This window comes from Yoonia sp. SDW83-1, assembly GCF_046762885.1.
Classification (GTDB): Bacteria; Pseudomonadota; Alphaproteobacteria; order Rhodobacterales; family Rhodobacteraceae; genus Yoonia.
This window is the reverse complement of record NZ_JBKQXO010000004.1, coordinates 193,620-216,650: the sequence shown is the minus strand read 5'-3', so window position 1 is coordinate 216,650 and position 23,031 is coordinate 193,620. Positions and strand designations below refer to the sequence as shown.

At 59.3% G+C, this 23,031-nt stretch carries 18 protein-coding genes, 1 pseudogene and 1 riboswitch; of the genes and pseudogenes, 7 read left to right on the top strand and 12 right to left on the bottom strand.

Going from position 1 to position 23,031, the window contains the following annotated elements:
* Window positions 1-82 precede the first annotated feature (82 nt).
* Together ACFWW4_RS07040 and ACFWW4_RS07035 are read left to right on the top strand one after the other, a co-directional pair.
* Complete coding sequence (locus ACFWW4_RS07040; protein WP_411890187.1) at window positions 83-1,147, top strand: hypothetical protein; 1,065 nt, start codon at window positions 83-85, stop codon at window positions 1,145-1,147.
* Window positions 1,144-1,608 (top strand): hypothetical protein, encoded by a 465-nt coding sequence (locus ACFWW4_RS07035; RefSeq protein ID WP_411890186.1) that lies wholly within the window; start codon window positions 1,144-1,146, stop codon window positions 1,606-1,608. The genes ACFWW4_RS07040 and ACFWW4_RS07035 overlap by 4 nt, the downstream gene beginning before the upstream one ends.
* A 139-nt stretch (window positions 1,609-1,747) precedes the next feature.
* Here ACFWW4_RS07035 and rpsA read toward each other — a convergent pair whose 3' ends face one another.
* Both rpsA and ACFWW4_RS07025 read right to left on the bottom strand, forming a co-directional pair.
* The gene (gene rpsA, locus ACFWW4_RS07030; protein WP_393930673.1) at window positions 1,748-3,421 is read right to left on the bottom strand and encodes a 30S ribosomal protein S1; all 1,674 of its coding nucleotides are present in this window, start codon (window positions 3,419-3,421) and stop codon (window positions 1,748-1,750) included.
* Between the two features lie 343 nt (window positions 3,422-3,764).
* Window positions 3,765-3,977: a hypothetical protein gene (locus ACFWW4_RS07025; protein ID WP_411890185.1), complete on the bottom strand. Its 213-nt coding sequence runs from the start codon at window positions 3,975-3,977 to the stop codon at window positions 3,765-3,767.
* Between the two features lie 471 nt (window positions 3,978-4,448).
* Here ACFWW4_RS07025 and ACFWW4_RS07020 point away from each other — a divergent pair, with 471 nt between their 5' ends.
* The 4 genes from ACFWW4_RS07020 (at window position 4,449) to ACFWW4_RS07005 (ending at window position 8,102) form a co-directional block, all read left to right on the top strand.
* A complete protein-coding gene (locus ACFWW4_RS07020) occupies window positions 4,449-6,137 on the top strand; it encodes an alpha/beta fold hydrolase (RefSeq protein ID WP_411890184.1) in 1,689 nt (562 codons plus the stop codon).
* A gap of 129 nt (window positions 6,138-6,266) precedes the next feature.
* Window positions 6,267-6,656 carry a hypothetical protein gene (locus ACFWW4_RS07015; RefSeq protein WP_411890183.1) on the top strand — a complete coding sequence of 130 codons (390 nt, stop codon included), beginning with the start codon at window positions 6,267-6,269 and terminating at the stop codon, window positions 6,654-6,656.
* Window positions 6,657-6,768: 112 nt separating this feature from the next.
* Window positions 6,769-7,326: an RNA polymerase sigma factor gene (locus ACFWW4_RS07010; RefSeq protein WP_411890182.1), complete on the top strand. Its 558-nt coding sequence runs from the start codon at window positions 6,769-6,771 to the stop codon at window positions 7,324-7,326.
* A complete protein-coding gene (locus ACFWW4_RS07005) occupies window positions 7,323-8,102 on the top strand; it encodes an anti-sigma factor family protein (protein ID WP_411890181.1) in 780 nt (259 codons plus the stop codon). The genes ACFWW4_RS07010 and ACFWW4_RS07005 overlap by 4 nt, the downstream gene beginning before the upstream one ends.
* 307 nt (window positions 8,103-8,409) lie before the next feature.
* Here the strand turns inward: ACFWW4_RS07005 and ACFWW4_RS07000 are convergent, their stop codons facing one another.
* From ACFWW4_RS07000 to ACFWW4_RS06970, 7 genes are all read right to left on the bottom strand, one after another.
* A complete protein-coding gene (locus ACFWW4_RS07000; protein WP_411890180.1) occupies window positions 8,410-13,575 on the bottom strand; it encodes a beta strand repeat-containing protein in 5,166 nt (1,721 codons plus the stop codon).
* A 137-nt stretch (window positions 13,576-13,712) separates the two neighbouring features.
* A complete protein-coding gene (locus ACFWW4_RS06995; RefSeq protein WP_411890179.1) occupies window positions 13,713-14,690 on the bottom strand; it encodes a glycosyltransferase family 2 protein in 978 nt (325 codons plus the stop codon).
* A 46-nt stretch (window positions 14,691-14,736) separates the two neighbouring features.
* On the bottom strand, window positions 14,737-14,967 hold the full coding sequence (locus ACFWW4_RS06990; RefSeq protein WP_411890178.1) for a hypothetical protein: 231 nt from the start codon (window positions 14,965-14,967) through the stop codon (window positions 14,737-14,739).
* Between the two features lie 102 nt (window positions 14,968-15,069).
* A complete protein-coding gene (locus ACFWW4_RS06985) occupies window positions 15,070-15,747 on the bottom strand; it encodes an outer membrane protein (RefSeq protein WP_411890177.1) in 678 nt (225 codons plus the stop codon).
* A gap of 204 nt (window positions 15,748-15,951) precedes the next feature.
* Window positions 15,952-16,578 carry a CatA-like O-acetyltransferase gene (locus ACFWW4_RS06980; protein WP_411890176.1) on the bottom strand — a complete coding sequence of 209 codons (627 nt, stop codon included), beginning with the start codon at window positions 16,576-16,578 and terminating at the stop codon, window positions 15,952-15,954.
* Window positions 16,579-16,716: 138 nt separating this feature from the next.
* A complete protein-coding gene (locus ACFWW4_RS06975; RefSeq protein ID WP_411890175.1) occupies window positions 16,717-17,241 on the bottom strand; it encodes a hypothetical protein in 525 nt (174 codons plus the stop codon).
* A gap of 125 nt (window positions 17,242-17,366) precedes the next feature.
* Entirely contained in the window at window positions 17,367-17,984 is a 618-nt protein-coding gene (locus ACFWW4_RS06970; RefSeq protein ID WP_411890174.1) for a (d)CMP kinase, read from the bottom strand.
* 66 nt (window positions 17,985-18,050) lie between these two features.
* On the opposite strand from ACFWW4_RS06970, the pseudogene bchE reads away from it, so the two are divergent.
* A pseudogene (bchE, locus tag ACFWW4_RS06965) lies at window positions 18,051-19,403 on the top strand (magnesium-protoporphyrin IX monomethyl ester anaerobic oxidative cyclase); the annotation flags it as partial.
* A 112-nt stretch (window positions 19,404-19,515) separates the two neighbouring features.
* On the opposite strand, the gene aroA reads toward bchE, so the two are convergent.
* The 3 genes from aroA to metK form a co-directional block, all read right to left on the bottom strand.
* On the bottom strand, window positions 19,516-20,868 hold the full coding sequence (aroA, locus tag ACFWW4_RS06960) for a 3-phosphoshikimate 1-carboxyvinyltransferase (RefSeq protein ID WP_411890173.1): 1,353 nt from the start codon (window positions 20,866-20,868) through the stop codon (window positions 19,516-19,518).
* Window positions 20,869-20,939: 71 nt separating this feature from the next.
* The gene (gene trmB / locus ACFWW4_RS06955) at window positions 20,940-21,653 is read right to left on the bottom strand and encodes a tRNA (guanosine(46)-N7)-methyltransferase TrmB (protein WP_411890172.1); all 714 of its coding nucleotides are present in this window, start codon (window positions 21,651-21,653) and stop codon (window positions 20,940-20,942) included.
* Window positions 21,654-21,771: 118 nt separating this feature from the next.
* The gene (gene metK / locus ACFWW4_RS06950; RefSeq protein ID WP_411890171.1) at window positions 21,772-22,953 is read right to left on the bottom strand and encodes a methionine adenosyltransferase; all 1,182 of its coding nucleotides are present in this window, start codon (window positions 22,951-22,953) and stop codon (window positions 21,772-21,774) included.
* A 7-nt stretch (window positions 22,954-22,960) separates the two neighbouring features.
* Window positions 22,961-23,008: riboswitch (SAM-SAH riboswitch) on the bottom strand.
* Window positions 23,009-23,031: the final 23 nt, after the last annotated feature.

Below are 23,031 nucleotides of genomic sequence, written 5' to 3'. Positions count from 1 at the left end.
AGACGCGGGTCTAAGCACCCGCATTCGTTTAAGAAAATACATTTTAGTTTTAATTCACTTTCCAGATTCTGGAGAAAAAATCATGTTGTCCATACGTACGCCCCGTGCGGCCATACGCACGGCATCCATATCTTTCGGCGCAATCACATTTGCCACATCCGCGAACGCTCACGAGGCCTGGCTTCTGACCCCAGACGAAATTGTAGCACTGGCGATGGAACCGATCCCTGCCATCTTCACCAGTTATCTCGTGCTGGGTTTGGCAGCCGTCATTGGCTGCATCGCCACCATAGCTGCACTTTTTGTCGAAGAACAAGTCCAACCGATTGAGGCACGGCTGGAACCGGCCCTGCAAACCGCTGCCTTCACCGTCGGCCCCCTCGTGCTGCGGCTGGGTCTGGCCATTATGCTGGCACTGGCAGCCACAGGCGGACTGCCCCGGCATGGCACGGCCATGTGGACGCAGCCCACGCTTCTGGTGCCCGACATGCAATTGTCGCTGGTACCGGGTTGGGACTTGCTGGTGCCTCTGCAAATCGGCATCGCCATCCTGCTGGCCGCCGGGTTGTTCACACGCGTCATCGGCGCTGTCCTGATCGGGCTGGTCGGCATCGGTTTGGTAGTCTTCGGGTCCAAATTCATGGCCTACGCCCCGCATTTCGCAGCCCCTGCACTGGTGCTGATCCTTGTGGGTGGCGGACCATGGGCGTTGGATCAGATCACAGGTCTGTCGACCCGCCTGACAGCACGGCCCGCCATCAGGCAGGCGATCTGGCGGCTGGCCCAGATATTGGTTGGCGGCGGTTTCGTCTACCTGGCGGTGGTCTACAAACTGACCCAGCCCACGCTGCTGATCGCGATCCTGCAGCATGGTGAGATGCCCACATTCGGCCTGTCCTATCCGGTGATCGCCCTGATCATGACAGGGGTCGAGATCATCTGCGGCGCGCTCTTGATCGCGGGGCGACTGATCCGGCCCGTGTCACTGGTCATCATCGGGGCCATCACGTTCCTGGCGGTGGTCTTGGGCGAAACGCCGCTGTTCCACGCCAATCTCTACGGCACCATGCTGATCTTTGCGCTGGCGGGGCGGACCCTGCCAGCCAGCATCAGCGGCCCCACAGAATTTCGGAGGGTTACAGCATGAAACGCAACACATTATCACGGATCACCCCCATCGCCATCGTCGCAGGCCTTCTGGCCAGCCTCGCGGTAGGGGCACCCTCCTACAATAACAACCACACGGCCCCCCGCGCGGTCTTTCTGTCCTTGCCCACTGACCTGCCCACCCCGCAGGTCAGCATGACGGCCCGGCAAGAGCCATCGGGCAACTGGGTTCTGCAACTTGACACACGGGCGTTCCAGTTCGTCGAACTCTGCGTCCCTGATGCCGACGCGCTGCCCATTGGTCACGCCCATATTATCCGGGACGGTGTCAAGATCGCCGCCGCCTACCAGCCTGTCATTGATATCGGCAGACTGCCACCCGGACAGCACCGGATCACCGCGATCCTGCGCGGGCAAGATCACCGGGCGCTTCTGGGGGCGGATGGGCTGATCAGCACCGAAATCGTGATCGATGTGCCAAGGCTTGGGAACCAGATCTAAGAGCGCCAATACCCATCGGCAGAAGCGCAACCAAGACTATTCAAATAGTCTTGGCAAAAGTCTTCGAAGATTTTTGCAAGAAAAAACCCCGCCGCAGTGTCCTGCGACGGGGCAAATTTTGCGACCAAAAGGTCTGGACTTATTCGTCGCCCTTCAGCGCCGCACCGAGGATATCACCCAGTGACGCACCGGAATCAGATGAACCATACTGCTCAACCGCTTCCTTTTCTTCGGCGATCTCGCGGGCCTTGATCGACAGACCCAGCTTGCGGGTCTTGCTGTCGATGTTGGTCACGCGCACGTCAACCTTGTCACCGACGCCGAAACGCTCTGGGCGCTGCTCGGCACGGTCACGGGATAGATCGGAACGACGTATAAAGGATTTCGCACCTTCATAGTCGACCTCGATACCGCCATCTTCGATCTTGGTCACTTCAACCGTGATGATCGAACCGCGCTTCACGCCGCCAACGGCTTCAGCAAACGGATCGCCGTCAAGCGCCTTGATGGACAGCGAGATACGCTCCTTCTCAACATCCACTTCGGCAACCTTGGCCTTGACCACGTCACCCTTGCGGAAATCACCGATGACGTCTTCGCCGCGGCCTTCCCATGTCAGGTCGGACAGGTGAACCATGCCGTCGATATCGCCTTCAAGACCGATGAACAGACCGAATTCGGTGATGTTCTTGACCTCGCCTTCAACCTCGGTGCCCTCAGGATGGGTCTCGGCAAAGACTTCCCATGGGTTGCGCTGTGTCTGCTTGAGGCCAAGGGAAACGCGACGCTTCGCTGAGTCGATTTCCAGCACCATGACTTCGACTTCCTGAGAGGTCGACACGATCTTGCCGGGGTGCACGTTCTTCTTGGTCCAGGACATCTCGGACACGTGAACCAGACCTTCAACACCGGCTTCCAGCTCAACAAATGCACCGTAATCGGTAATGTTGGTGACACGACCCTGATGCACCGAACCGAGGCCGAATTTCTGCTCGACCGCATCCCACGGATCATCCTGCAGCTGCTTCATGCCAAGGCTGATGCGGTGGGTTTCCTTGTTGATCTTGATGACCTGCACCTTGATCGTTTCACCGATCGACAGGATCTCGGACGGGTGGTTGACCCGGCGCCATGCCATGTCGGTGACGTGCAGCAGGCCGTCAACACCGCCCAGATCAACGAACGCACCGTATTCGGTGATGTTCTTGACGACGCCGTCAACTTCCTGGCCTTCGGTCAGGTTGCCGATGACTTCGGCGCGCTGTTCGGCACGGGATTCTTCAAGGATAGCACGACGGGACACAACGATGTTGCCACGGCGACGGTCCATTTTCAGGATCTGGAACGGCTGCTTGAGACCCATCAGCGGGCCTGCGTCGCGCACGGGGCGCACATCAACCTGAGAGCCGGGCAGGAACGCAACCGCGCCGCCAAGGTCCACGGTGAAACCACCTTTTACGCGGCCAAAGATCGCGCCATCGACACGCTCTTCGTCAGCATAGGCTTTTTCCAGACGATCCCATGCTTCCTCACGGCGGGCCATCTCGCGCGAGATAACAGCCTCACCGCGAGCATTTTCAACCTGACGCAGGAACACTTCGACAGTGTCACCAACGGCGATTTCAGCCTCTTCCCCGGGATTTGCAAATTCTTTGATATCAACGCGGCCTTCCATCTTGTAGCCGACATCGATGATGGCCTGGCCCGCTTCGATTGCGATCACCTTGCCTTTGACAACAGACCCTTCAGCGGGCGTGTCCATTTCGAAGCTTTCGTTCAAGAGTGCTTCAAACTCTTCCATTGTGTTTGCCATGTGGCGTCGATTTCCTAACGTTTGGTTTATACGGGCCGCGCGGTTGTCTCCGCCGGTCTTTCAGATTGCAGTTTGGTCTGGCGTCATTCGCGGAACATAAAACAACAGGGCCGGTATGCTACCGACCCCGCTCAAGTCTCAAGTCCGCGCCTGTCTCGACGCTTCAACAGGGCGGCGTATAGGGGGGTTGCGCCTGTAATGCAAGGGGGATTACGGCGTCTGCGAAACGGCCTGCAGGATCGTTTTTGCCGTCAGGCCGCGGAGGTCAAAGCCATTGCCACGCAAGAACTGTTCAGTCACATGGCATTCGAAAGCGCGACCAGACGCACACGGATAAACCCGCTTACCCTTCGTCCCGCCATTGCCTTGTCCAGATGTCGAACCGTTCCATCGCTCGGCCGCAGGGTGCCAGCAGCACCAGATCGCCAGCGTGGTCAGTATTGTCGGCATATTGCGTGCCAAACTCACGCAAGAGCTGCGCATCAGATGACCAGATCCGTCCCTGATCCTGCGCGGCCTGTCCAACGATCAGGCTGTATTGCAGCTCTTCTGTCATCTCGTTCTCTCTTTCCTTATCCGCCTGCTTTGCAGAGCCGCCGCCTTGTCCCGTGAATGGTGATTGAGCCCGGTGCCGGCGGCTCAGGCTGGTGCGGCGGCTCAGCAAAATAGGGCAAGCCAAAATTGTTGCGTTCAGGTCATTCCTCAGCGGCGGCGCTGCGCAAAACCGCAACTGCCGCATAAACTCTGACCTAGCCGACCAGCGTTGCAGCCAACGTGTGAAGCATCGTGGTAATTGCGGTGAAACGCCGTTGGAATTGCGCGGAATGGGCCGGCCAGCCCGGCCGAGGGGTTGCGCCACAGGTTTTTTTGCTCAAAGCGGGAATAAGTTTGACTGCCCATACGTAACCCTTTGTGAAAGCCATATGACAAAGGGAATTTTTTTAATGAAACTCAGATTGCAGATCACGTCACCCGACACCAACCGGCCAATACAAGTCAGGACTTTCACAACCGTCGGGGCGCGATCATGACCTACGCTTTTCCACACACGCCGCGCCATTATGACGGGCCACGCCAGCTTTGGGACCTTACTCCAGACCATGCGACGCCGTCGGCGGCGCAGACCTGCCGCAAGGATGTGTCAATGCATTACCAATACCCAGTTGAGATCAGTGTCCTTGGGGAGGTGAAGCTTCGGCGCGGAGGCGTCGACATTCCCCCCACATCATCACGCAAAACCCGCGCCCTTCTGGCCTATCTGGCGATGACAGGGCGGGCGCATCGCCGTGAGCACCTGTGTGAGCTGTTTTTTGACACCACCAATGATCCGCGCGGCGCCCTGCGCTGGTCGCTGAGCAAATTGCGTGCTCTGCTGCGGCATAACGGGTCATCGCCGCTGATGGCGAACCGCGACAGTGTTGAGCTGGACATGACCGGTGTCGCGCTGGATGTGAATTTCGTCCGCGCCACCCATCACCACCCCGATCCGTCCACGGACGACCTGCGTCGGGCCGCCAATTTGCTGTCGCAAAGACCGCTCGCCAGCCTCGATTTGCCGCGGTCGGAAGATTTCCAGGCCTGGCTTTTCGGCGAACGCGAAGAACTGCAAAGTATCCGTGGCAGCATCATCAAAAGGCTGGCCTCTACCACGGACGTTGCAGATGCAGAGGCGATCAAATGGTTGCGGCTCTGGTGCGGTCTTGAGCCCTTCTCTCATGACGGTCCGCACGCCCTGTGGCAGAAACTGTCCGCGGTTGGCCGCAAGGATGAGGCGTCAGCGGTGCGCGTCCGCTATATGGCCCTTATGGGTCCGGATGCCCGTGACTGGCGGCCCGTCAATGACCCGATCCAGCCTGCCGACACATCCTGCCGACATCGCCAGACCATCGGTTTTTGCAAGGCCGAAGACGGGGTCAGGATTGCCTATGCCAAGGTCGGATCGGGGCCACCCCTTGTCAAGACAGCCAATTGGCTGAACCATCTGGAACTGGATTGGCAAAGCCCGATCTGGGGGGACACGTTCCGGGCGCTGGCGACCGACCACACCTTTATCCGGTACGATGAACGGGGTAACGGACTGTCGGACTGGGATGTGCCTGACATCAGCTTCGATGCTTTCCTGCATGATCTTGAAACGGTGGTGGACAGCCAGTCGCTGGGGCGGTTTCCGCTGCTGGGGATGTCGCAGGGCTGCGCGGTGTCCATCGAATATGCGGTTCGGCATCCTGAACGGGTCTCGGCGCTGATCCTGATCGGCGGCTATGCCAGTGGTTGGCAGATCGGCATGTCTGCCGAAGAACGCGAACAGCGCGAGGCGGTCCTGACCCTGACCCGACATGGTTGGGGAACGGCCAACCCCGCCTATCGGCATATCTTTTCCCAGACCTTCATGCCCGATGCAGATGCCGACAGCCTGGCCTGGTTCGACGATTTTCAGCGCCAGACGACATCGCCCGACAACGCGGTGCGGTTTCAAGAAGCGTTCGGTTCAATCGACGTCAGGCACCTGCTGCCCCATGTCAAAGCGCCAACACTTGTCCTGCATGCCCGGGGCGATCAGCGCATTCCGCTCGATCATGGCCGGGAACTGGCCGCCAGCATTCCCAATGCCCGCCTTGTGACCCTGGAAAGCAACAGCCACATCATTCTTGGCACTGATCCGGCCTGGCAAACTTGCATGAGCGAGATCAGGCAGTTTTTGCGCGAACACAGCTGAAACGTGCAAGAAATCAAAGGGCACACCAAAAAAAACGCGACGGGTCAGAATAAATCCAAGCTCTGAGGCGTAAACATTACAAGAGCGGCATGAATAGCTGTTCTGTTCAATGAAAACAGGAGCTTAGACATGAAACTGACCGCCGCGATTGCCCTTGGATTTCTTGCCGCAGGTTGTGGTGAGGCTTATGCACAATCCTATTATGGGTACGACGACACAGCCACGCCCGTCAGTGCAGATGCCCCGTTGACGGCTGCAAACGGCATGACCCTCTACATATTCGACAAGGATGCGCCGGGCGTTTCGAACTGCGATGACAATTGTGCCCTGAACTGGCCACCCTATCTGGCGACCGCAGGTGAGCCTGCATCCGAAGATGGGCTGACCGTGATCACCCGGGCCGATGGAACGCAGCAATGGGTCAAGGATGGTGCACCGCTTTACTTCTGGGTTGGCGACACAGCACCGGGTGACACAAATGGCGACGGTGTCGGTGGTGTCTGGCATATCGCACATTAGGGTAACGGGTCGGATGGCCGGCATCATGCCGGCCCCATCGCTGCCAATCGCACCGGCAATCCATTGCCGAACAGGTGAAAGTAATACATTGAAACTTTTGCCGAAATCGCTGATGATAGGACTGATTTCACACGTCCTTTCCAAACCAGCGCGCGCGGTGGCGATGACCTCAGACCAGTTCAAGACTGACATGATCAGCCTGCTACCGCGATTGCGCCGTTTCGCGCTGAGTCTGACCCGATCCAAACCCGATGCGGATGATCTGTTGCAGGACGCCTGTACCACGGCCCTGCAGAAATGGCATCAATACGACCCATCGCAGCCACTGGACCGATGGATGTTTCGCGTTTTGCGTAATCTATGGATCACCGAGATACGTAAACGCAAGGTAAGGCAGGGAGAAGGACAGGTCCCCGCCGAAGATGCAGTAGAGCTGCAGGTTGAAAGTAACATGGACGATGTACTCACAGCACAAACGGTACGCGGCAAGGTCAATGATCTGCATCCTGACCTCGCCCAACCGCTGATGCTGGTCTGTGCCGAAGGGTACAGCTATCGCGAAACGTCTGATTTGCTTGGCGTTCCGATCGGTACGGTGATGAGTCGCATTCACCGCGCACGCAAGTTGCTGGTATCAAGTTTGGCCGAGGGGGAGCGTGTGGCGCAATGACAGACCTTTCGCAAAAACTCAGCGCCTATCTGGACGGCGAGCTAGACCCGACCGAGGCTGAAGCAATCGAGGCACGCATTGCCAGCGATCCTGATGTGCAGGCCGAACTTGATGCGCTGATGGAAGCCGATGCAATGGCGCAGGAACAGTTCGCGGCCATGCTGGACGATCCAGTGCCCTTTAATCTGGCCCAGCAAATCAAGGCCACCCCGATCCCTGAACGGCCCGTTGCGGCCAATACGCCAAGTCGCCCGATCTGGGGCACCCTGGCGGCGAGCCTTGTGGTTTTCGCGCTGGGCGGCGTGGGGGGTTACGTTGTCAAAGGGCAAACCACCCCGCCGACGCAGACCGCCGGGTGGCTGGCCGCTGTCGCGGATTACCACGGCGTCTATGCAAGCCAGGGTCGTCATCTGGTCGAAGTTGGCGCGGACGAGGCTGACCATATCGAAACCTGGCTCGGCAACACGGTCGGGGCCAGCTTTACCATTCCTGATCTGACCGAATTCGGCCTGACCTTCGAAGGCGGCCGCCTGCTGGTCGCCAATGGCAAACCGGTCGCGCAACTGATGTATAGGCAGCCGGATGGCACGGTCATCGCCTTGTGCCTGCAGCGCAGTAACAAGGATCCCAATGCGCCGGTAGAGTTCCGCGAACAGACGATCAACGGCTTTGATTTCGTGTCGTGGAGCGCGGATGGCGCAGACTATGTCGTGATCGGCCCGATGGGTGAGCCCGAACTGGACGCCATCGCGGCGTCCGCTGCCCTGGAAATCTGACCAACCCAACGCATTGATCGGGCGCGGCGGGCTGGCCAATTCATCCAGCGCTGCGGCAATAGCCTTATGAATCTTGACTTGCTGAGGGCCCAAAAGTCCGGGCCGCTCTATGACCCGGCAAACCACAGACCACACAGCGGACCGATCAGAGAGGCTGAGGGCGATGACCTGCGTCATGCTGCCCTTAATCATCCTTTGCGGTCTGCGTGGTCTTTTGCTGCTCATCACGGGTGCAAATACCAATCCGGTATCATCATTTGTGTTGCAGCACCGGCCACATGGTGGCCGGTGCCGTTGTTGGCTATGTTCAGAAGGAAAAGCTGATGCTCAGGCTGGCCGAAATCGCCTCTTCCGCGTCGCGACCACCCAGATATTCCACATCGCCAATCAGCGTCAGCTGGTCGGACGCGGCAAATGTGGCACGGGCACCGACAAATCCGCCAAGGAACGTCTCGCTGTCGGTTGGCGCGAAAGAGAACGTGTCGCTGATATTCGGCACGCCGCCTGCTGACTGGACCACCTGCGCGTCAAAGTCATCCTCGCTGCTCAGTCGCCCGTCCAGACCGACGCGGAACTCTGCATCCAGTCGACCTGCGGTATAGCCCAGCGCCAGTTGGTGTCGCGCGCTGAGCGTCTGGGCAATCCGGCTCTTCACCCGCAGGTTGGACCCGGTTGTGCCGGTTTCCTCATATGCGTCGAAGGCCGTCAGCGTGTAGTTCAGCGACGCCGATGGCCGCAACTCGAACGCGCCCAGCTGCTGGACAAACCCGGTGGCACTGACCCCGGCGCTGACAAAGCTGCTGTCAACCGTCGCTGTGGCAGTTTCAAGCCCGTCAACAATTGTCGTATCCAGCACCAGCCGTTCGCTGTCATGGCTTTGGGCTCCGGCCAGCAGGTTCAGGGTATATTTACCTTCAGTACCCGGCACGGTGTAGTAGACCCCGCCAAAGAACGCCTCCCCCTCCAAACTGGATGAAGTGACATCAGTCGTGATCTGGCTATTGGCCGCCCCAAAGACGAAACCAACATCGCGCTCGCCAACGGTGCCTTCATATCCGGCCAGCACACCTGCAAATTCCTGCGAATAGGCAAGGGCAAATCCATCATCGGAATGGGTTTGGGTCTGCCCGATAACACCGGCCCAAACCCCCGGCGACCCGGCATTGTCAAAGATCGCACGCCGGGCGCTGTCGGTCAGCGCACCTGTCGCTTCGTTCAGCACCGAGGTCGCCGTGCTATCAATGCGCATCACGTCAATCTGGTCGCCTTCGAACGTGACAAGCTCGGCATTATAGGCCTCATCGATGTCAAATTCCTCAACCCCGAAGGTGGACACCCGCCAGGAGATATCTTCGGGCAGGACGAACCGCTCAAGCGCAAAGGCGTCGCCCTCACCACCGGCCAGATCGAAGATACCGATGAATTGCGAGCCTTCCGACATCGTCACTGATTGCGCGCCAGCACCACCGCGAACCGCAGCATTCAGGCCTGTGCCCGCCGTGGTCACGACACCTGTGTTGAAGAACGTGGTGCCTTCGCCTTCCAAAACCACCGCATCCGTTATGTCAGCCCCGGACGTGATCGCGCCCTCATTGGTCAGCGTGCTACTGGCGCCGGTCACCACAACCGTGGTGTTTGTCCCACCGGCAATGCTGATCACGCCGGTATTGTCGATAACAGCGTTCTCGCCGGTGGAAATCAGCCCGCTTCCGTCTGCACCATCGTCCGAGATAGTGCCAGTATTGAGGATCAGCGCATCCACACCGGACGAGAAGATGCCAGCACCTTCATCCTCGACCCCAATGTCGAGCAGGATCGTACCACCGTTGGTGATACCCGCCCCGCCACCGGTGCTGTGGATACCGTTGGAGGCACTGGCATTGACGGTGATCGCCCCATCATTTGTTACGGCCGCGCCGTCACCTCGCGAGACGATCCCGTGCGCCGCGTTACCGGACGTGGTGATATCGCCCCCGTTGATCACGGAGCTGGCGAAGCCGTCAAGCTGAATACCGTGAGAACCGGATCCGGCAGTGTCGATAACAGCGCCCTCTATGTTGCGCAGGGCCGTCTCGTCTCCGGTCCCGATCATGCCGACGGATGTCTCACCTGTCGTTGCAATCAGATCGTTGTTGATGACTTCGGCCAGAAAACCCGTTGCGCTGACCCCGGCAGAGCCGTCGCCGGACGTGTTGATTTCATTATTATTCACAATCGCCGCTGCCTCACCGGTGGCTGCGACGCCGGTGGCGAAATCGCCGCTGGTGGCGATACCACCGTCATTAGTCAGCTCAATGCGATCGCCGATCATGTTCACGCCAGCGCCGTTTTCACCTGATGTCGCTATCACACCGGTATTGGTGATGCTGGAGTCATCACCATTGGCCTGGATGCCGTCAGAGCTGTCACCATTGGCCATGATGTCGCTGCTGTTTGTGATGTCAGCCGTGCCCGTGGCCCGGATGCCGTCACTGTTTTCACCGTTGGTCGTGATGCTGTTCTGGCTGTCGACCGTATGACCGGACCCATCGGCCAGAATGCCCTCGGCATTGGCGCCACTCGTGGTGATTGTACCCTCGTTGCTGATCTGACCGTTGTTCCCGGTCAGCACAATACCGCGTGATCCGTCGCCTTCTGTAACAATGCTCGTCTCGGCATCATTCAAGATCTGCGCATCATTAGCCGTGACGTTGATACCGTCGCTGTCAGCGCCGGCCGTCTCTATCTGGCTTTCGTTTATCACAATGGCAGCAAGACCAGTCACCTGGATCCCATCGGCATCTGCACCTGACGTGCTGATCAGGCCCTCGTTCTGCACGATTGCCGTAAAGTCAAAGTCCTCCACTTCGGTCAGCCCCGCCGTGACCGAGATACCTTTTGCGCCGTCAGCCGCCGTGGTGATCGAACCGTCATTGAACGCACCGCCGAGATCGGCATTCACCGTGATCCCGTTTGCATCAACACCTGTCGTCTCGATGGTGGCATCGTTGGAGACGACAATGGCGACGCCTTCGGCAATGATCCCGTCGGCGCCAGTGCCAGCCGTGCTGATATTGCCATCGTTCATGACGATACCAGTCAGGCCGATGTCCTCATCAACCTCACCATCAGCCGTCAGGGAAATGCCTGCGGCATCGGTCCCGGTTGTCGTGATCGCACCTGCGTTTTCAACACCGGATTGATTACCTGCGACATTGATGCCGTTGGACCCATCACCTGAAGTCGTAATTTGGCCATCGTTGAAGATGCTGCCCTCATCACCGGCAACAGCGATCCCGTGCGATGCTTCCCCCTCCGTGGCGATGCTGCCATCTTCGTCGTTCCTGACATCGGCCCTGTCGCCGATGACGCTGATCCCGCTGCTGTCAGACCCGGTGGTCAGGATGCTGTTGGCGTTGTCCACGTCAGCGTCGTCGCCATCGACAAGAATACCGGTCGATCCGACACCCGCCGTCGTGATGGTCCCGTCATTGTCGATGTCGTTGTTGTTGCCGATGACCTCGATACCCTGTGAATCGTCGCCCGTGGTTGTGATGCTGGCATCAGCAGCGTTTTCAACGACGCTATCATTGCCTTCAAAGTAGATACCGTCGCTGTCCGCACCAATGCCGTCTTCACCGCCGGTCGCAATGGCCCCTATATTGGTAATGTTGACCTGTGTGCCAGTGCCCCCGACATTTGTGAAATCAATGCCCCGGGCCGCAACACCAGTTGTGGTAATCGCACCGGTGTTGGTCACGTCAACCGCACCGCCAATAACACGTATCCCGGCGGCGTTATCACCGTCCGTTATGACACTACCGGTATTGTCGATACTGCCGTTTGTTTCGAAAAAGCCGATCATGGCGATCCCTTCGGCATTATCGCCGAAAGTTTCGATATCGCCGCTATTGAGAATGACGCCGCCGCCATTGGCGATGCTGATCCCCTCGGCGTTCTCTGCGTCGGTCAGAATATTGCCAGTGTTGGTGACGGTGTTTCCATCCCCGACGACAGCAATCCCGTCGCTATCCGCGCCGAACGTTTCGATCTCTGCATCGTTTGTGACAGTGGCACCGGTCCCGACCACGCCGATCCCGTCCGCCTCGTCACCATCGGTCTGAATGAAGCCATCCGCATTGTTGCTGATCACAGCGCCAGCGCCTGTCACCGCAATCCCGGTTGATCCTGTCCCAGCGGTTTCCAAAATGCCGTCATTCTCAATGTCAGCGTTGTCGCCGGTGACGCTGATCCCTTCGGAGTTGTCCCCGCTGGTGTCGATGCTGCCGCCGAACGCAGCCGTAACCTGCGCGTTGTCGCCAGTGACGCGTATCCCATCACTGTCTGCGCCCTGCGTCTCTATCGCCTGATCATTGATGACAACGGCGTCGTCGCCTTCGGCAATGATGCCCTCGGACTGATCACCGGTGGTCAGAATGCTATTAGCATTGGTGATCGTAGCCCCGGCACCCGTCACCGAAATCCCGGCGGCGCCTACACCAATGGTGTCCAGTACGCCCGCATTCTCGACCGCCGCATTATCCCCGATGACAGATAGACCGGCCGCATTATCACCATCGGTAATAACCTCGCCGTCAGCCGTGTTCGTGACCTGCGCATTGTCGCCGCGGACGTCGATACCATCGCTATCTTCGCCGGTCGTCACGATCTCAGCTGCGTTCGTGACCACCGCATCGTCGCCTTCCGCGCGAATGCCCTTGGCGATATCACCATTAGTTGAGATGCTATCGGTATTGGTGATGCTCGCGCCATTGCCGAGCGCCGAGATACCGTGCGAGAGACGCCCCTCTGTCTCAATGCTGCCGTCATTTTCGACAACGGCGTTGGCGCCACTCGCGGATATCCCAACCGAAGTATCGCCGGATGTGGACACTGACCCGCTGTTGATAGCTGTCCCATTGGCGCCCCGTACGTCAATACCATTCGACTGATCGCCCGATGTCGTCACACTACCACTGCTGTCGACAAGATAGTTGGATCCGCTTCCGAGGATCCCGTCCGCATCCCTACCAACTGTATCGATGCTGCCACTGTTTTCGATAACGACGTTTCCGGCACCACTCCCTGTCTGAACGATGATGCCAAAACCGCCATTGCTGTCGGTCGTCAGTGAACCGCTGTTGGTGATGGTCGAGTTGCTGCTGCCCGAGACGATGCCTGAATTGTTCACGCCCGTGACATCAATCGTGCCAGCATTGTCGATGTCCAAGCCAGGGATGCCGTTTGCTTCTACACCATCGTCCGTATCGACAATCAGGCTACCGCCCGCCTCGATGGTCAGACTGTCACCAGCAGTATTCAGCACGATCGGATCAGTCACCACCTCGCCATCGGCGATGACCTGTTGGGCCATCGCGGGCTGATAGCTCAGCAGACCAAGCATCAGGGCAAGAGGCGATACCAAGCGGGACGGCGCGATTGCTGTGAACGAGGTGGCCTGTTGGCTGGCGTGCGTGCGAAAAGTGTGTGTCATGTTTTATCCGTTATCTTTCAAAATGGCGCCGCAGCGTTTCGTGCGGCTCACGACACTGACGCGCGAGCCGGGGGTTTTATTCTCGGTTTGGGAAAAAAGGGACTGGCTATGTTTAGTGTCGGGGGTGTTGACCTCCGCTATTGCGCGCTGGCGCGCGGGCCATAGGCAACTGGCAGGCGGCCCAGCAGGAACGGCAGCACCGCCAGAACCCGCGCCCCACGCTCCAGCCCGGCCCCAATCAGATGACGCCCCTTGCGCGGCCAGAACAACAGCAGGGCAAGACCGGCCATCAGACTAGCTGCGCCAAAGACAACATGGCGGTTCAGTTGCAGGAACATGCGCATGACATGTCCGCCCCCGCTGCTCGTGAAACCCAGTCTGCGGTGGTGGCGGGCCACCTGAAAGGCGGCTAGCTGCGTGCGCCACGACCGCCGCAAGCGATAGCCCAGTGTCGCACGGGGTCCTTTCCAGTCCTCAAATGCAACCGCATCAGGCAGTGCAGCCGGAACCCAGCCACAGGCACGTTCCGCACGCAGGAAAAACTCCAGATCCTCGCCGCCGCTTTCGTTGTAAGCGGGATGAAAGCGCAGGCCCGGGCCATAAGCAGGATCAAAGACCCGACAGTGGAGCGCGAAATTGCTTGATGCCATCACCACCGGTCGCGCGCCACGCGGCTTGCTGGGCAACTGGATCGGCTGCAAGAAGCGGCTAAGCCCGTCATCATAGACATAACGGCAAGGCGCGATCAGGATCGAGCGGCCCAAAGTCTCCATCCCGTCGATGAAACGGGCGAGCCAATCCTGCGCGACCCATTCATCATCATCGACACCAATGAACCAGTCGGCACCGCGCGCGGCAGCCTCATTCAGCGCACGATTGCGCGCGTGAACCAGACCGGCACGGGGTTCATGAACCACCGTCACCGGAAACGGGCCCGACAGGCCGACCAGCGCATCGCGGGCCACCGGATCATCATTGTTGTCGATCACCAGAATTCCCACGTCATAGCCCGCCGGGGCGGGCTGGGCGCTGATACTGTCGATCAGGCGACGCAGCAGCACGTTGCGCTGCCGCGTGCAGACCCCGATCAAAAGCCGCGGTTGCGGGCGGTGCATTCTCGCCCCTTTTGCAGCCCTCTTGACGAGGAATTCAGCCCAGTCGTCAGGACGCTGCACTATCATCATCATCCCCTGACAGCACGGCAACACCGGCCAGCACGGCAATGATGGCCACGGGAATGACCCAGCTTGGTACGCTGCCCGACGGCTCGTCAGGGCTCATGACGATTGGCTGCGTTTCGACCACCGCGTCGGCCAGCCCCCCGGCATAGGCCGACACTGCGGCAATTATCAAAATGCCGGACCCGGCCAGCAGCAATTTCATCAGTTTCATTTCGTTATCCTTCTTTCTTCTTGGAGTTAATGGCGGCTGAACCCCGCGCGTCGGGGCCAGACCGCCGGAATGGGCAAGCCATGCAGTCAAAGCAGGGGCCGATCAGAAAAAGTGGTAGTTCACGCCAATGGTGACAGTGTCGGCCTGAATACCGAATGTGCCGAACTCATCGTCCTCGCCGACCTCATCCACTGTCTGGTCATCTGCCATGTAGGAAAGGTATTCAGCATTCACCGACAGATTGTCCGCGATCATCGATTCAACGCCAAAACCCATAACCAATGCTTCATAGGGGTCATCAACCACCCCACTGTCGGAATCGACGTCGCCACATGCCAGCGTTTCATCGGTATCGATGATCGCCACACCGGCCGTTCCGTAGAACTGGGTGTTTCCAGTGGCCAAGCCAACGCGACCCCGAACAGACCCCAACGCGTTGACGGCCGTCTGGTGTGTTGCCGGTTCGCAGAAATCAGTTTCAAATTCTTCGTCAAAAGACGTCGTGCCGATACTGACGACAGCGCCGTAAACCAAATTCCCGCTTTGCCAATTGTAACCAGCCTGCAGGTTTGACACACCGGCTGGCCCATCGTTTCTGGAATAGCCAAAAGCGGCTTCTTCATCGAAATCGTGAATTTCACTCTCGATCATGCCGATGCCGATATTGGCCCCGACAAATGCGCCCGACCAGTCGGCATCCTGTGCCACCGCCTGCAAGGGCAGCAAAATGGCCGCCGCGCTGATCAGGCAGCGTGACGTTAACAATTTTGAAATAGTCATCATTGATGATCCTCTGATAAATCTGGAACGTTCGAAAAGCACCCGCGCAGAATCGCAACGGGCGTATCAGAGGTGTTTCTAATGTCAGATCGTTTGATCAGGCGTTTGAAAGGGCGTGGTAATTTCACCCAGCAACCATTGGAATGGCGATAAAACCGTCTTCAGACGATGATTTGACTTGGCGGGTGCGCTAGGGCTGCAACCTCAAACCTGATCCAGCGCCGTCTGCACAGCGGCGAAATAGGCACCGACTTGCTGGCCATCGACCAAGGCGTGATGCACCTCCAGCGTCATCGCCATATCCCAGCGCCCGCCCTGATCAACAAACTTGCCCCAAGAGACACGCGGGATGCAGTCATCCGGTCCGGGCAGCGCGTTGTTGATCGATGTATAATCCAGCCACGGCATGCAAGACAGATAAGCCAGATCGTCGCGCGCGCCTGCATTGGCGTCCAGCGCACCACCCTCTGCCGCCGCAGCAATGAGGGCGGCCGCCCTGGCATCAAACGCATCAAAATCCGGTTGATAGGGCACGTAGGCATAATTGAAACTGCCCGCCGTGGTCGGCACCGTCATCGACAGCTCAACCCCATCATGCCGAACAACCTGATCCCCGCGAAACCGCATGCAAAGCTCCGGCACCGCATGTATTCCGGCCCCGATCGCGTAAAGGCAGGCCCGGTACGGTGAAATCCCGTCAGCCTTGCGCCCGATCACATGGGTCACGTCCAACCGCGACGTAACCGCGTAATGCGGTTTCTGATAGGTACGGAAAAACCGGAACTGATCCGCGCGCCGCCAGCGTTCCAGATCGACAAGCTCAAACCCCATGCGCAGGCTCCTTTCAGCGCCAGCCTACTGTCCGGCCAACTGAAGGAAAGCCCCAAATGGTCGTCGCGTGTCCGGCAGCCCACCCGCGTCGCTCGTTTTCCGGGGGTGATGTCTGGCTCTTTGGGTAGCGGCGGGGGGCTAGATGTCCTGACCCCGCTCCAGCAATTCTTCGATCAACTGGCGCTGCAGGTCACCGCTATCTCCTGCGCCAAACTGCGCAGCACCACCGCTGTAAAGCGTGCCATAGGTCTTGGCGACATTGACCGTCTGGGCCAGGCCAGAGATCAGTTGATCCTTTTCCAGTTCCGCAAAAGGATGGATGAAAACGCCCCATAGCCGGCCATTGGCAATGGCATAGCGCGCATCCAGCGCACTGTCGAAATTCGCCTGCATCACGCGCATCATTTCCTCCGGTGTCATGCCATCAGCCGAACGGATCGGCACCATCGCCCGCATCCGGTTGGCCCTGACATCCGTCACGATCAGAACCGGGATATCATCAATCGTGAACTCAAATCCCGGCCCCGCGACGCGCGCATCAGGGTCAAGTGCCGCGACAATTTCGGCCATGCGCGGCAGGGTCATATGTGGCTCGGCCTCGCGGTCCTGCGCTTGCAGGCTGGCGGGGATCATCAGGGCGATCAGGGCTAGGGTGCGGATCATGGGGCAAACTCCTTTTCAGGCATAATAGCCCTGCAGCCGTAAAACAGCCTAAGCAAGCTTTGGTGAAAATTTGCAACATGGACCGTGCGTTGGGGTCCGACGTTTTGCCGACGCAAGTCCGACGCTTATCCGACAGCCCTTTTTGCCGCCTCGACAACCGCCACAGCACGGGCCACGGCAGCGTCAATCGTCAGGTCTGACGTGTCGATAATGACCGCATCATCAGCGGCAATCAGGGGCGCCGTCGCGCGGCTGCTGTCGCGCGCATCGCGTTCCCTGACATCGGCCAGCACCTGTTCCGATGTCACGTCCAACCCCTTGCCTGATAGCTCTTTATACCGCCGATCAGCCCTACATTCCGCGCTGGCGGTGACAAACAGTTTCACCGCCGCATCCGGACAAATCACCGTCCCGATATCGCGGCCATCCAGCACCGCACCACCATCGCGGGCAGCAAATTTCCGTTGAAAATCAACAAGCGCGCTGCGCACATCGGCAATCACGGCGACCTCACTCGCCGCTTGCGCGACCGCCGGGGTGCGCAGGCTGTCGTCCTCCAGATCGACCGGATCAAGCGCGCGCGCCACTGCGACCGGCTCACCCCCCGCCAGTACCTTGGCCCCGACAGCGCGATAAAGCAGGCCAGTATCCAGATGGGCAAACCCGAAATGGGCGGCGACCGCTTTGGAAATCGTGCCCTTGCCCGCCGCTGCCGGCCCATCAATCGCCACGGTGAATATCATCGGACCCTCATCAAAAACTGCTGATCCGCCAGATAGTTAAGGGAAAACCATCAAAAGGGCCGCCCCATGCGCATCACACTTCTTCACCCCCCGCATACATCCATCGGCAGCCGCATTCCACGCGAAAATCTGCCACCCTTCGGACTGCTTTGCATTGGCGGACCGTTGATCGACGCAGGCCATAAGGTGCAACTGATCAATGCCGATATCGGCCCGATGCCGGACCTGGAGATTCTGACAAAGGTAATCCAAAGCGCGCCGGATGTGGTCATGATCGGGCATTCCGGCTCGACCTCGGCCCATCCAACGGTCGTGCAACTCGCAAACGAGATCAAAGCCTGCCTGCCCGACGTGATCATCATCTATGGCGGCGTCTGGCCCACATACCATTGGCAGGATGTGCTGAACGAATGCCCCGCCATCGACATAATCGTGCGCGGCGAGGGCGAGGCGACAACGCCGAAACTGATCACCGCCCTTGACGGAAATCTGAATGAAATCAACGGTATTGCCTGCCGGCGCGACGGGCGCCCTCACGCCACGCCCCCTGCCCCGATGATCGCCAATCTCGACAGCAACCGCATCGGGTGGGAGCTGATCGACTTTGCTGATCACAGCTACTGGGGCGGCAAACGATCCGTCATCATGCAATTCTCGCGCGGTTGCCCACACCTGTGCACCTATTGCGGACAGCGCGGGTTCTGGACCAAATGGCGGCACCGCGACCCGGTGAAATTCGCCGCCGAAATCGCTTGGCTGCACCGCCAGCACGGGGTCGAACTGATCAACCTAGCCGACGAAAATCCGACCACCTCACCCAAAGCATGGCGCGCCTTTCTTGAGGCGCTGATCGCCGAAGACGTCAATATCCAGATCGTGGGCAGCACCCGGGCAGACGATATCGTGCGCGACGCGGAAATCCTGCATCTCTACAAAAAGGCAGGCGTCATCCGGTTTCTGATGGGGCTTGAAGGCACGGATGAGGCGACGCTGGAGGCGGTCAAAAAGGGCGGCACCCGCGCCAAGGACCGCCAGGCGATTGAACTGCTCCGTGCCAATGGGATCATTGGGCTCTGCACCTTTGCCGTGGGGTTTGAAGAGGAAACGGACCGCGATTACTGGCGGATTCTCAAGCACTTGCTTTCATACGATCCTGATCAGGTGATGTCGGTCTACGCCACACCGCACCGCTGGACACCCTTCTTTCAGACCGTCAAGAACCGGCGTGTGATCGAACCCGATCAACGCAACTGGGATTACAAGCATCAGGTGATGGAGGTACCCGCCGTCCCGGCCTGGCGCGTGTTCCTCTGGGTCAAACTGATCGAGATTTGCCTGCAGGCGCGGCCAAAAGCGCTCTATCGTAGCTACCTGCACCCCCATCCCGACATCCGGCACGCGATGCGCTGGTACACGGCCATGGGGCGGCGGGTGGTCCTGCGTGAGCTTTTCGAATGGTTGCGCCGCAGACGCCGCCCCGGCCCAACGGTGGCTGCGTTTCTGGGGGCGGACGCCCTGCCCGAACAGGCGCTTAGCCGTTCGACCGCACGATTTGCGCGCCAAGTTCCGCCATCAGCCCCTCGAATATCGGAAACGACGTCGCAATCGGAGAACCATCATCGACCGACATCGGCTTCTGCGTCGCCATCCCCATGACCATGAATGCCATGGCGATCCGATGATCCAGCTGGCTGGCCACGGTCGCCCCGCCCGGCACATTGCCGTGGCCCAGCCCGGTGACCTTCCACCAATCGGGGCCTTCATCCACGGTGACGCCGGCCGCGCGCAGACCTTTGGCCATCGCATCGATCCGGTCGCTTTCCTTGACCCGCAGTTCCTTGACACCCTGCATATCGGTGACGCCCGTCGCAAAAGACGCAACCACCGACAACACAGGATATTCATCAATCATGCTGGCCGCCCGTGCAGGCGGCACAGCGATACCTTTCAGATCGGGCGAGAATTTCGCGCGCAGATCGGCGACAGGCTCGCCCCCTTCCTCGCGCATATTCTCGTAAGTCAGGTCGGCGCCCATTTCCTGCAAGGTCGTGAACAGGCCGGCACGTGTGGGGTTTAGCCCAATATTCGGAACCAGCACATCCGATCCCGGCACGATAATCGCCGCACAAACCGGAAACGCGGCTGAGGATGGATCACGCGGAACAACAATAGTCTGCGGCGTCAATTCAGGCTGCCCATCAAGGGTAATCACTCGGCCTTCGTCCGTTTCCTCAACGGTCAATGTAGCACCAAAGCCCTGTAGCATGCGTTCGGTATGATCGCGGGTCGCTTCCTTTTCGATCACAACTGTCTGACCCGGGGCATTCAGACCGGCCAGCAGGACGGCCGATTTCACCTGCGCCGATGGCACAGGCACCTCATAGCGGACCGGCACAGGATCAGCGGCGCCCACAATTGTCATCGGCAACCGCCCCCCGCTGCGCCCCACGGACTGCGCGCCAAACAGCGCCAAAGGGTCCGTGACCCGGCCCATGGGCCGCCCGTTCAGCGATGCATCGCCAGTGAATGTCACTGTAATCGGCGATGTGGCCATGGCCCCCATAATCAGGCGCACACCGGTGCCGGAATTCCCGCAATCAATCACCTGATCAGGCTCGGCAAACCCACCAACGCCCACGCCATGCACAGACCATTCGCCACCCCCATGATCGGTCACCGTCGCGCCAAAGGCGCGCATGGCCTTGGCGGTGTCCAGCACATCCTCACCTTCCAAAAGGCCCGTGATATGAGTTTCACCCACGCTAAGCGCGCCAAGGATCAGCGACCGGTGCGAAATGGATTTGTCACCAGGCACGTTGGCCACACCTTTCAGTGGACCGCTGCGCCGGGATGTCATGGGAATGGGGGTGCCGTGAGCGGACATAAGCGCCTTCCTTCTTATCTTCCCGGGCGTCTTAGCCGAGGCGTCAGGCAGGGTCCATCGCCCTTCTTGCCTCAGCGTCTACGGAAGGTCAGGTAATGCGGTGTGCGGCCCTCGCGCAGCGCCTTTTGCTCATACCGGGTCGACAGCCAGTCATCCCACGGTTCGCGCCAATCGGCAGGCCGCTCTGCCAGCCAGGTGAACCCCTGCTTCGACACTTCTTCCAGGGTTTGACGGACATAATCAGGAATATCTGTCGCTACCCGAAACACGGCCCCCGGCTTCATAACGCGGGCCAGCGGTTCCAGATGTTCGGGCGTCACAAAGCGGCGGCGGTGATGGCGCTTTTTCGGCCATGGGTCAGGGTAGTTCAGAAAGACTTTGCTGACCGACTGGTCCGGCAGCACATCAAACAGATCACGCACATCGCCGGGATGGATCGCCAGATTGGTCACGTCCGCCTTGCGCACCTTTCCCAGCAACATGGCAACCCCGTTGATATAGGGCTCGCAACCGATCAGCCCGATATCGCGGTTGCGGTCCGCCATATGGACCAGATGCTCGCCCCCGCCAAATCCTATCTCGAGCCAGATATCCTTACCGCCGAACAGCGCGTTCAGGTCGAGCGGGTTACGGTCCGGGTTCTCCTCCCAACTGACCGGGCCGGGGGACAAGGGGGCCAGATCATTTTCCAAATAATCCTGCTGGCTAGCGCGCATTGTCTTGCCGCGAAAGCGGCCATAGAAATTGCGCCAAGGCGCGCCGGAGGGATGTCTGGTTTTGCTCATGTCGCGGCTTTAGCAAGCGCGGCCAGCCTGCGCAATCGGCGGGTGGGTCAAGACCCACCTTACGCCGTGGGAACGCCGGGTTTGCCGCGGCGTAAGATGGGTTTTAACCCATCGCCCTTCAGATCGCCTTTTTCAAGGCGTCAACCAGATCGGTCCGTTCCCAGCTAAAGCCGCCATCCGCATTGGGCTCTCGACCGAAATGCCCATAAGCTGCGGTGCGTTCATAGATGGGCCGGTTCAGGCTCAGATGCTGGCGGATACCGCGCGGCGTCAAATCCATGACCTGTGCCACGGCCTTTTCGATGTCCGCAGGGCGTACATCGCCGGTCCCATGGGTGTCAGCATAGATCGAAAGCGGTTTGGCCACGCCAATGGCATAGCTTAGCTGGATCGTGCACCGTTCCGCCATGCCAGCGGCCACCACGTTCTTGGCAAGGTAACGCGCGGCGTAGGCCGCAGAGCGGTCGACCTTGGTCGGGTCCTTGCCGGAAAACGCACCGCCACCATGTGGGGCGGCGCCGCCATATGTATCCACAATGATCTTGCGCCCGGTCAGGCCTGCGTCACCATCCGGGCCGCCAATCACGAATTTGCCGGTCGGGTTCACCCACCATTCGGTGTTTGCGGTGATCAGGCCTTCTGGCAGGACCTCCCGAATATAAGGTTCGACGATGGCGCGGATATCTGAGCTGGTCTGGTCCTCATCCCGGTGCTGGGTGGACAGAACAATGGAGGTAACCTCGACCGGTTTGCCACCGGCATAGCGCAGGGAAATCTGGCTTTTGGCATCCGGGCGCAGCGTGGGCTGTTCGCCGGATTTGCGCACTTCGGCCAGACGGCGCAGGATCGCATGGGCATACTGGATCGGCGCGGGCATCAACGCATCGGTTTCGGTGGTCGCATACCCGAACATGATGCCCTGGTCGCCTGCCCCCTCGTCCTTGTCGGCGGTGGCGTCAACACCTTGGGCAATATGGGCGGATTGTTCGTGCAGCAGATTGGTGATCTCGCAGGTCGCGTGGTGGAATTTGTCCTGCTCGTAGCCGATATCCTTGATGCAGGCGCGGGCGATCTCGTCGATCCGGCCCATGTAATCCTTCAGCTTGGCCTGATCCGCCAGGCCAACTTCCCCCCCGATGACAACCCGGTTCGTGGTTGCAAAGGTCTCGCAGGCGACCCGCGCTTCGGGTTCTTCGGACAAAAGCGCGTCAAGCACCGCATCAGAAATACGGTCACAGACCTTGTCAGGGTGTCCTTCGGAAACGGATTCCGAAGTGAAAATGTAGTCATTTCGTGCCATGGGGAAGTGCTCCATTGAATTTCCCTGTCACGCCAGGAAGCCGTTGTGACAGAACCAGCCTCCCCTCTATGGGGTGAG

Coding starts and splice junctions, on each gene's coding strand:
- ACFWW4_RS07040 (WP_411890187.1), top strand. CDS start 83: ATGTTGTCCATACGTACGCCCCGTGCGGCCATACGCACGGCATCCATA.
- ACFWW4_RS07035 (WP_411890186.1), top strand. CDS start 1,144: ATGAAACGCAACACATTATCACGGATCACCCCCATCGCCATCGTCGCA.
- rpsA (WP_393930673.1), bottom strand. CDS start 3,421: ATGGCAAACACAATGGAAGAGTTTGAAGCACTCTTGAACGAAAGCTTC.
- ACFWW4_RS07025 (WP_411890185.1), bottom strand. CDS start 3,977: ATGACAGAAGAGCTGCAATACAGCCTGATCGTTGGACAGGCCGCGCAG.
- ACFWW4_RS07020 (WP_411890184.1), top strand. CDS start 4,449: ATGACCTACGCTTTTCCACACACGCCGCGCCATTATGACGGGCCACGC.
- ACFWW4_RS07015 (WP_411890183.1), top strand. CDS start 6,267: ATGAAACTGACCGCCGCGATTGCCCTTGGATTTCTTGCCGCAGGTTGT.
- ACFWW4_RS07010 (WP_411890182.1), top strand. CDS start 6,769: ATGATAGGACTGATTTCACACGTCCTTTCCAAACCAGCGCGCGCGGTG.
- ACFWW4_RS07005 (WP_411890181.1), top strand. CDS start 7,323: ATGACAGACCTTTCGCAAAAACTCAGCGCCTATCTGGACGGCGAGCTA.
- ACFWW4_RS07000 (WP_411890180.1), bottom strand. CDS start 13,575: ATGACACACACTTTTCGCACGCACGCCAGCCAACAGGCCACCTCGTTC.
- ACFWW4_RS06995 (WP_411890179.1), bottom strand. CDS start 14,690: ATGCACCGCCCGCAACCGCGGCTTTTGATCGGGGTCTGCACGCGGCAG.
- ACFWW4_RS06990 (WP_411890178.1), bottom strand. CDS start 14,967: ATGAAACTGATGAAATTGCTGCTGGCCGGGTCCGGCATTTTGATAATT.
- ACFWW4_RS06985 (WP_411890177.1), bottom strand. CDS start 15,747: ATGACTATTTCAAAATTGTTAACGTCACGCTGCCTGATCAGCGCGGCG.
- ACFWW4_RS06980 (WP_411890176.1), bottom strand. CDS start 16,578: ATGGGGTTTGAGCTTGTCGATCTGGAACGCTGGCGGCGCGCGGATCAG.
- ACFWW4_RS06975 (WP_411890175.1), bottom strand. CDS start 17,241: ATGATCCGCACCCTAGCCCTGATCGCCCTGATGATCCCCGCCAGCCTG.
- ACFWW4_RS06970 (WP_411890174.1), bottom strand. CDS start 17,984: ATGATATTCACCGTGGCGATTGATGGGCCGGCAGCGGCGGGCAAGGGC.
- aroA (WP_411890173.1), bottom strand. CDS start 20,868: ATGTCCGCTCACGGCACCCCCATTCCCATGACATCCCGGCGCAGCGGT.
- trmB (WP_411890172.1), bottom strand. CDS start 21,653: ATGAGCAAAACCAGACATCCCTCCGGCGCGCCTTGGCGCAATTTCTAT.
- metK (WP_411890171.1), bottom strand. CDS start 22,953: ATGGCACGAAATGACTACATTTTCACTTCGGAATCCGTTTCCGAAGGA.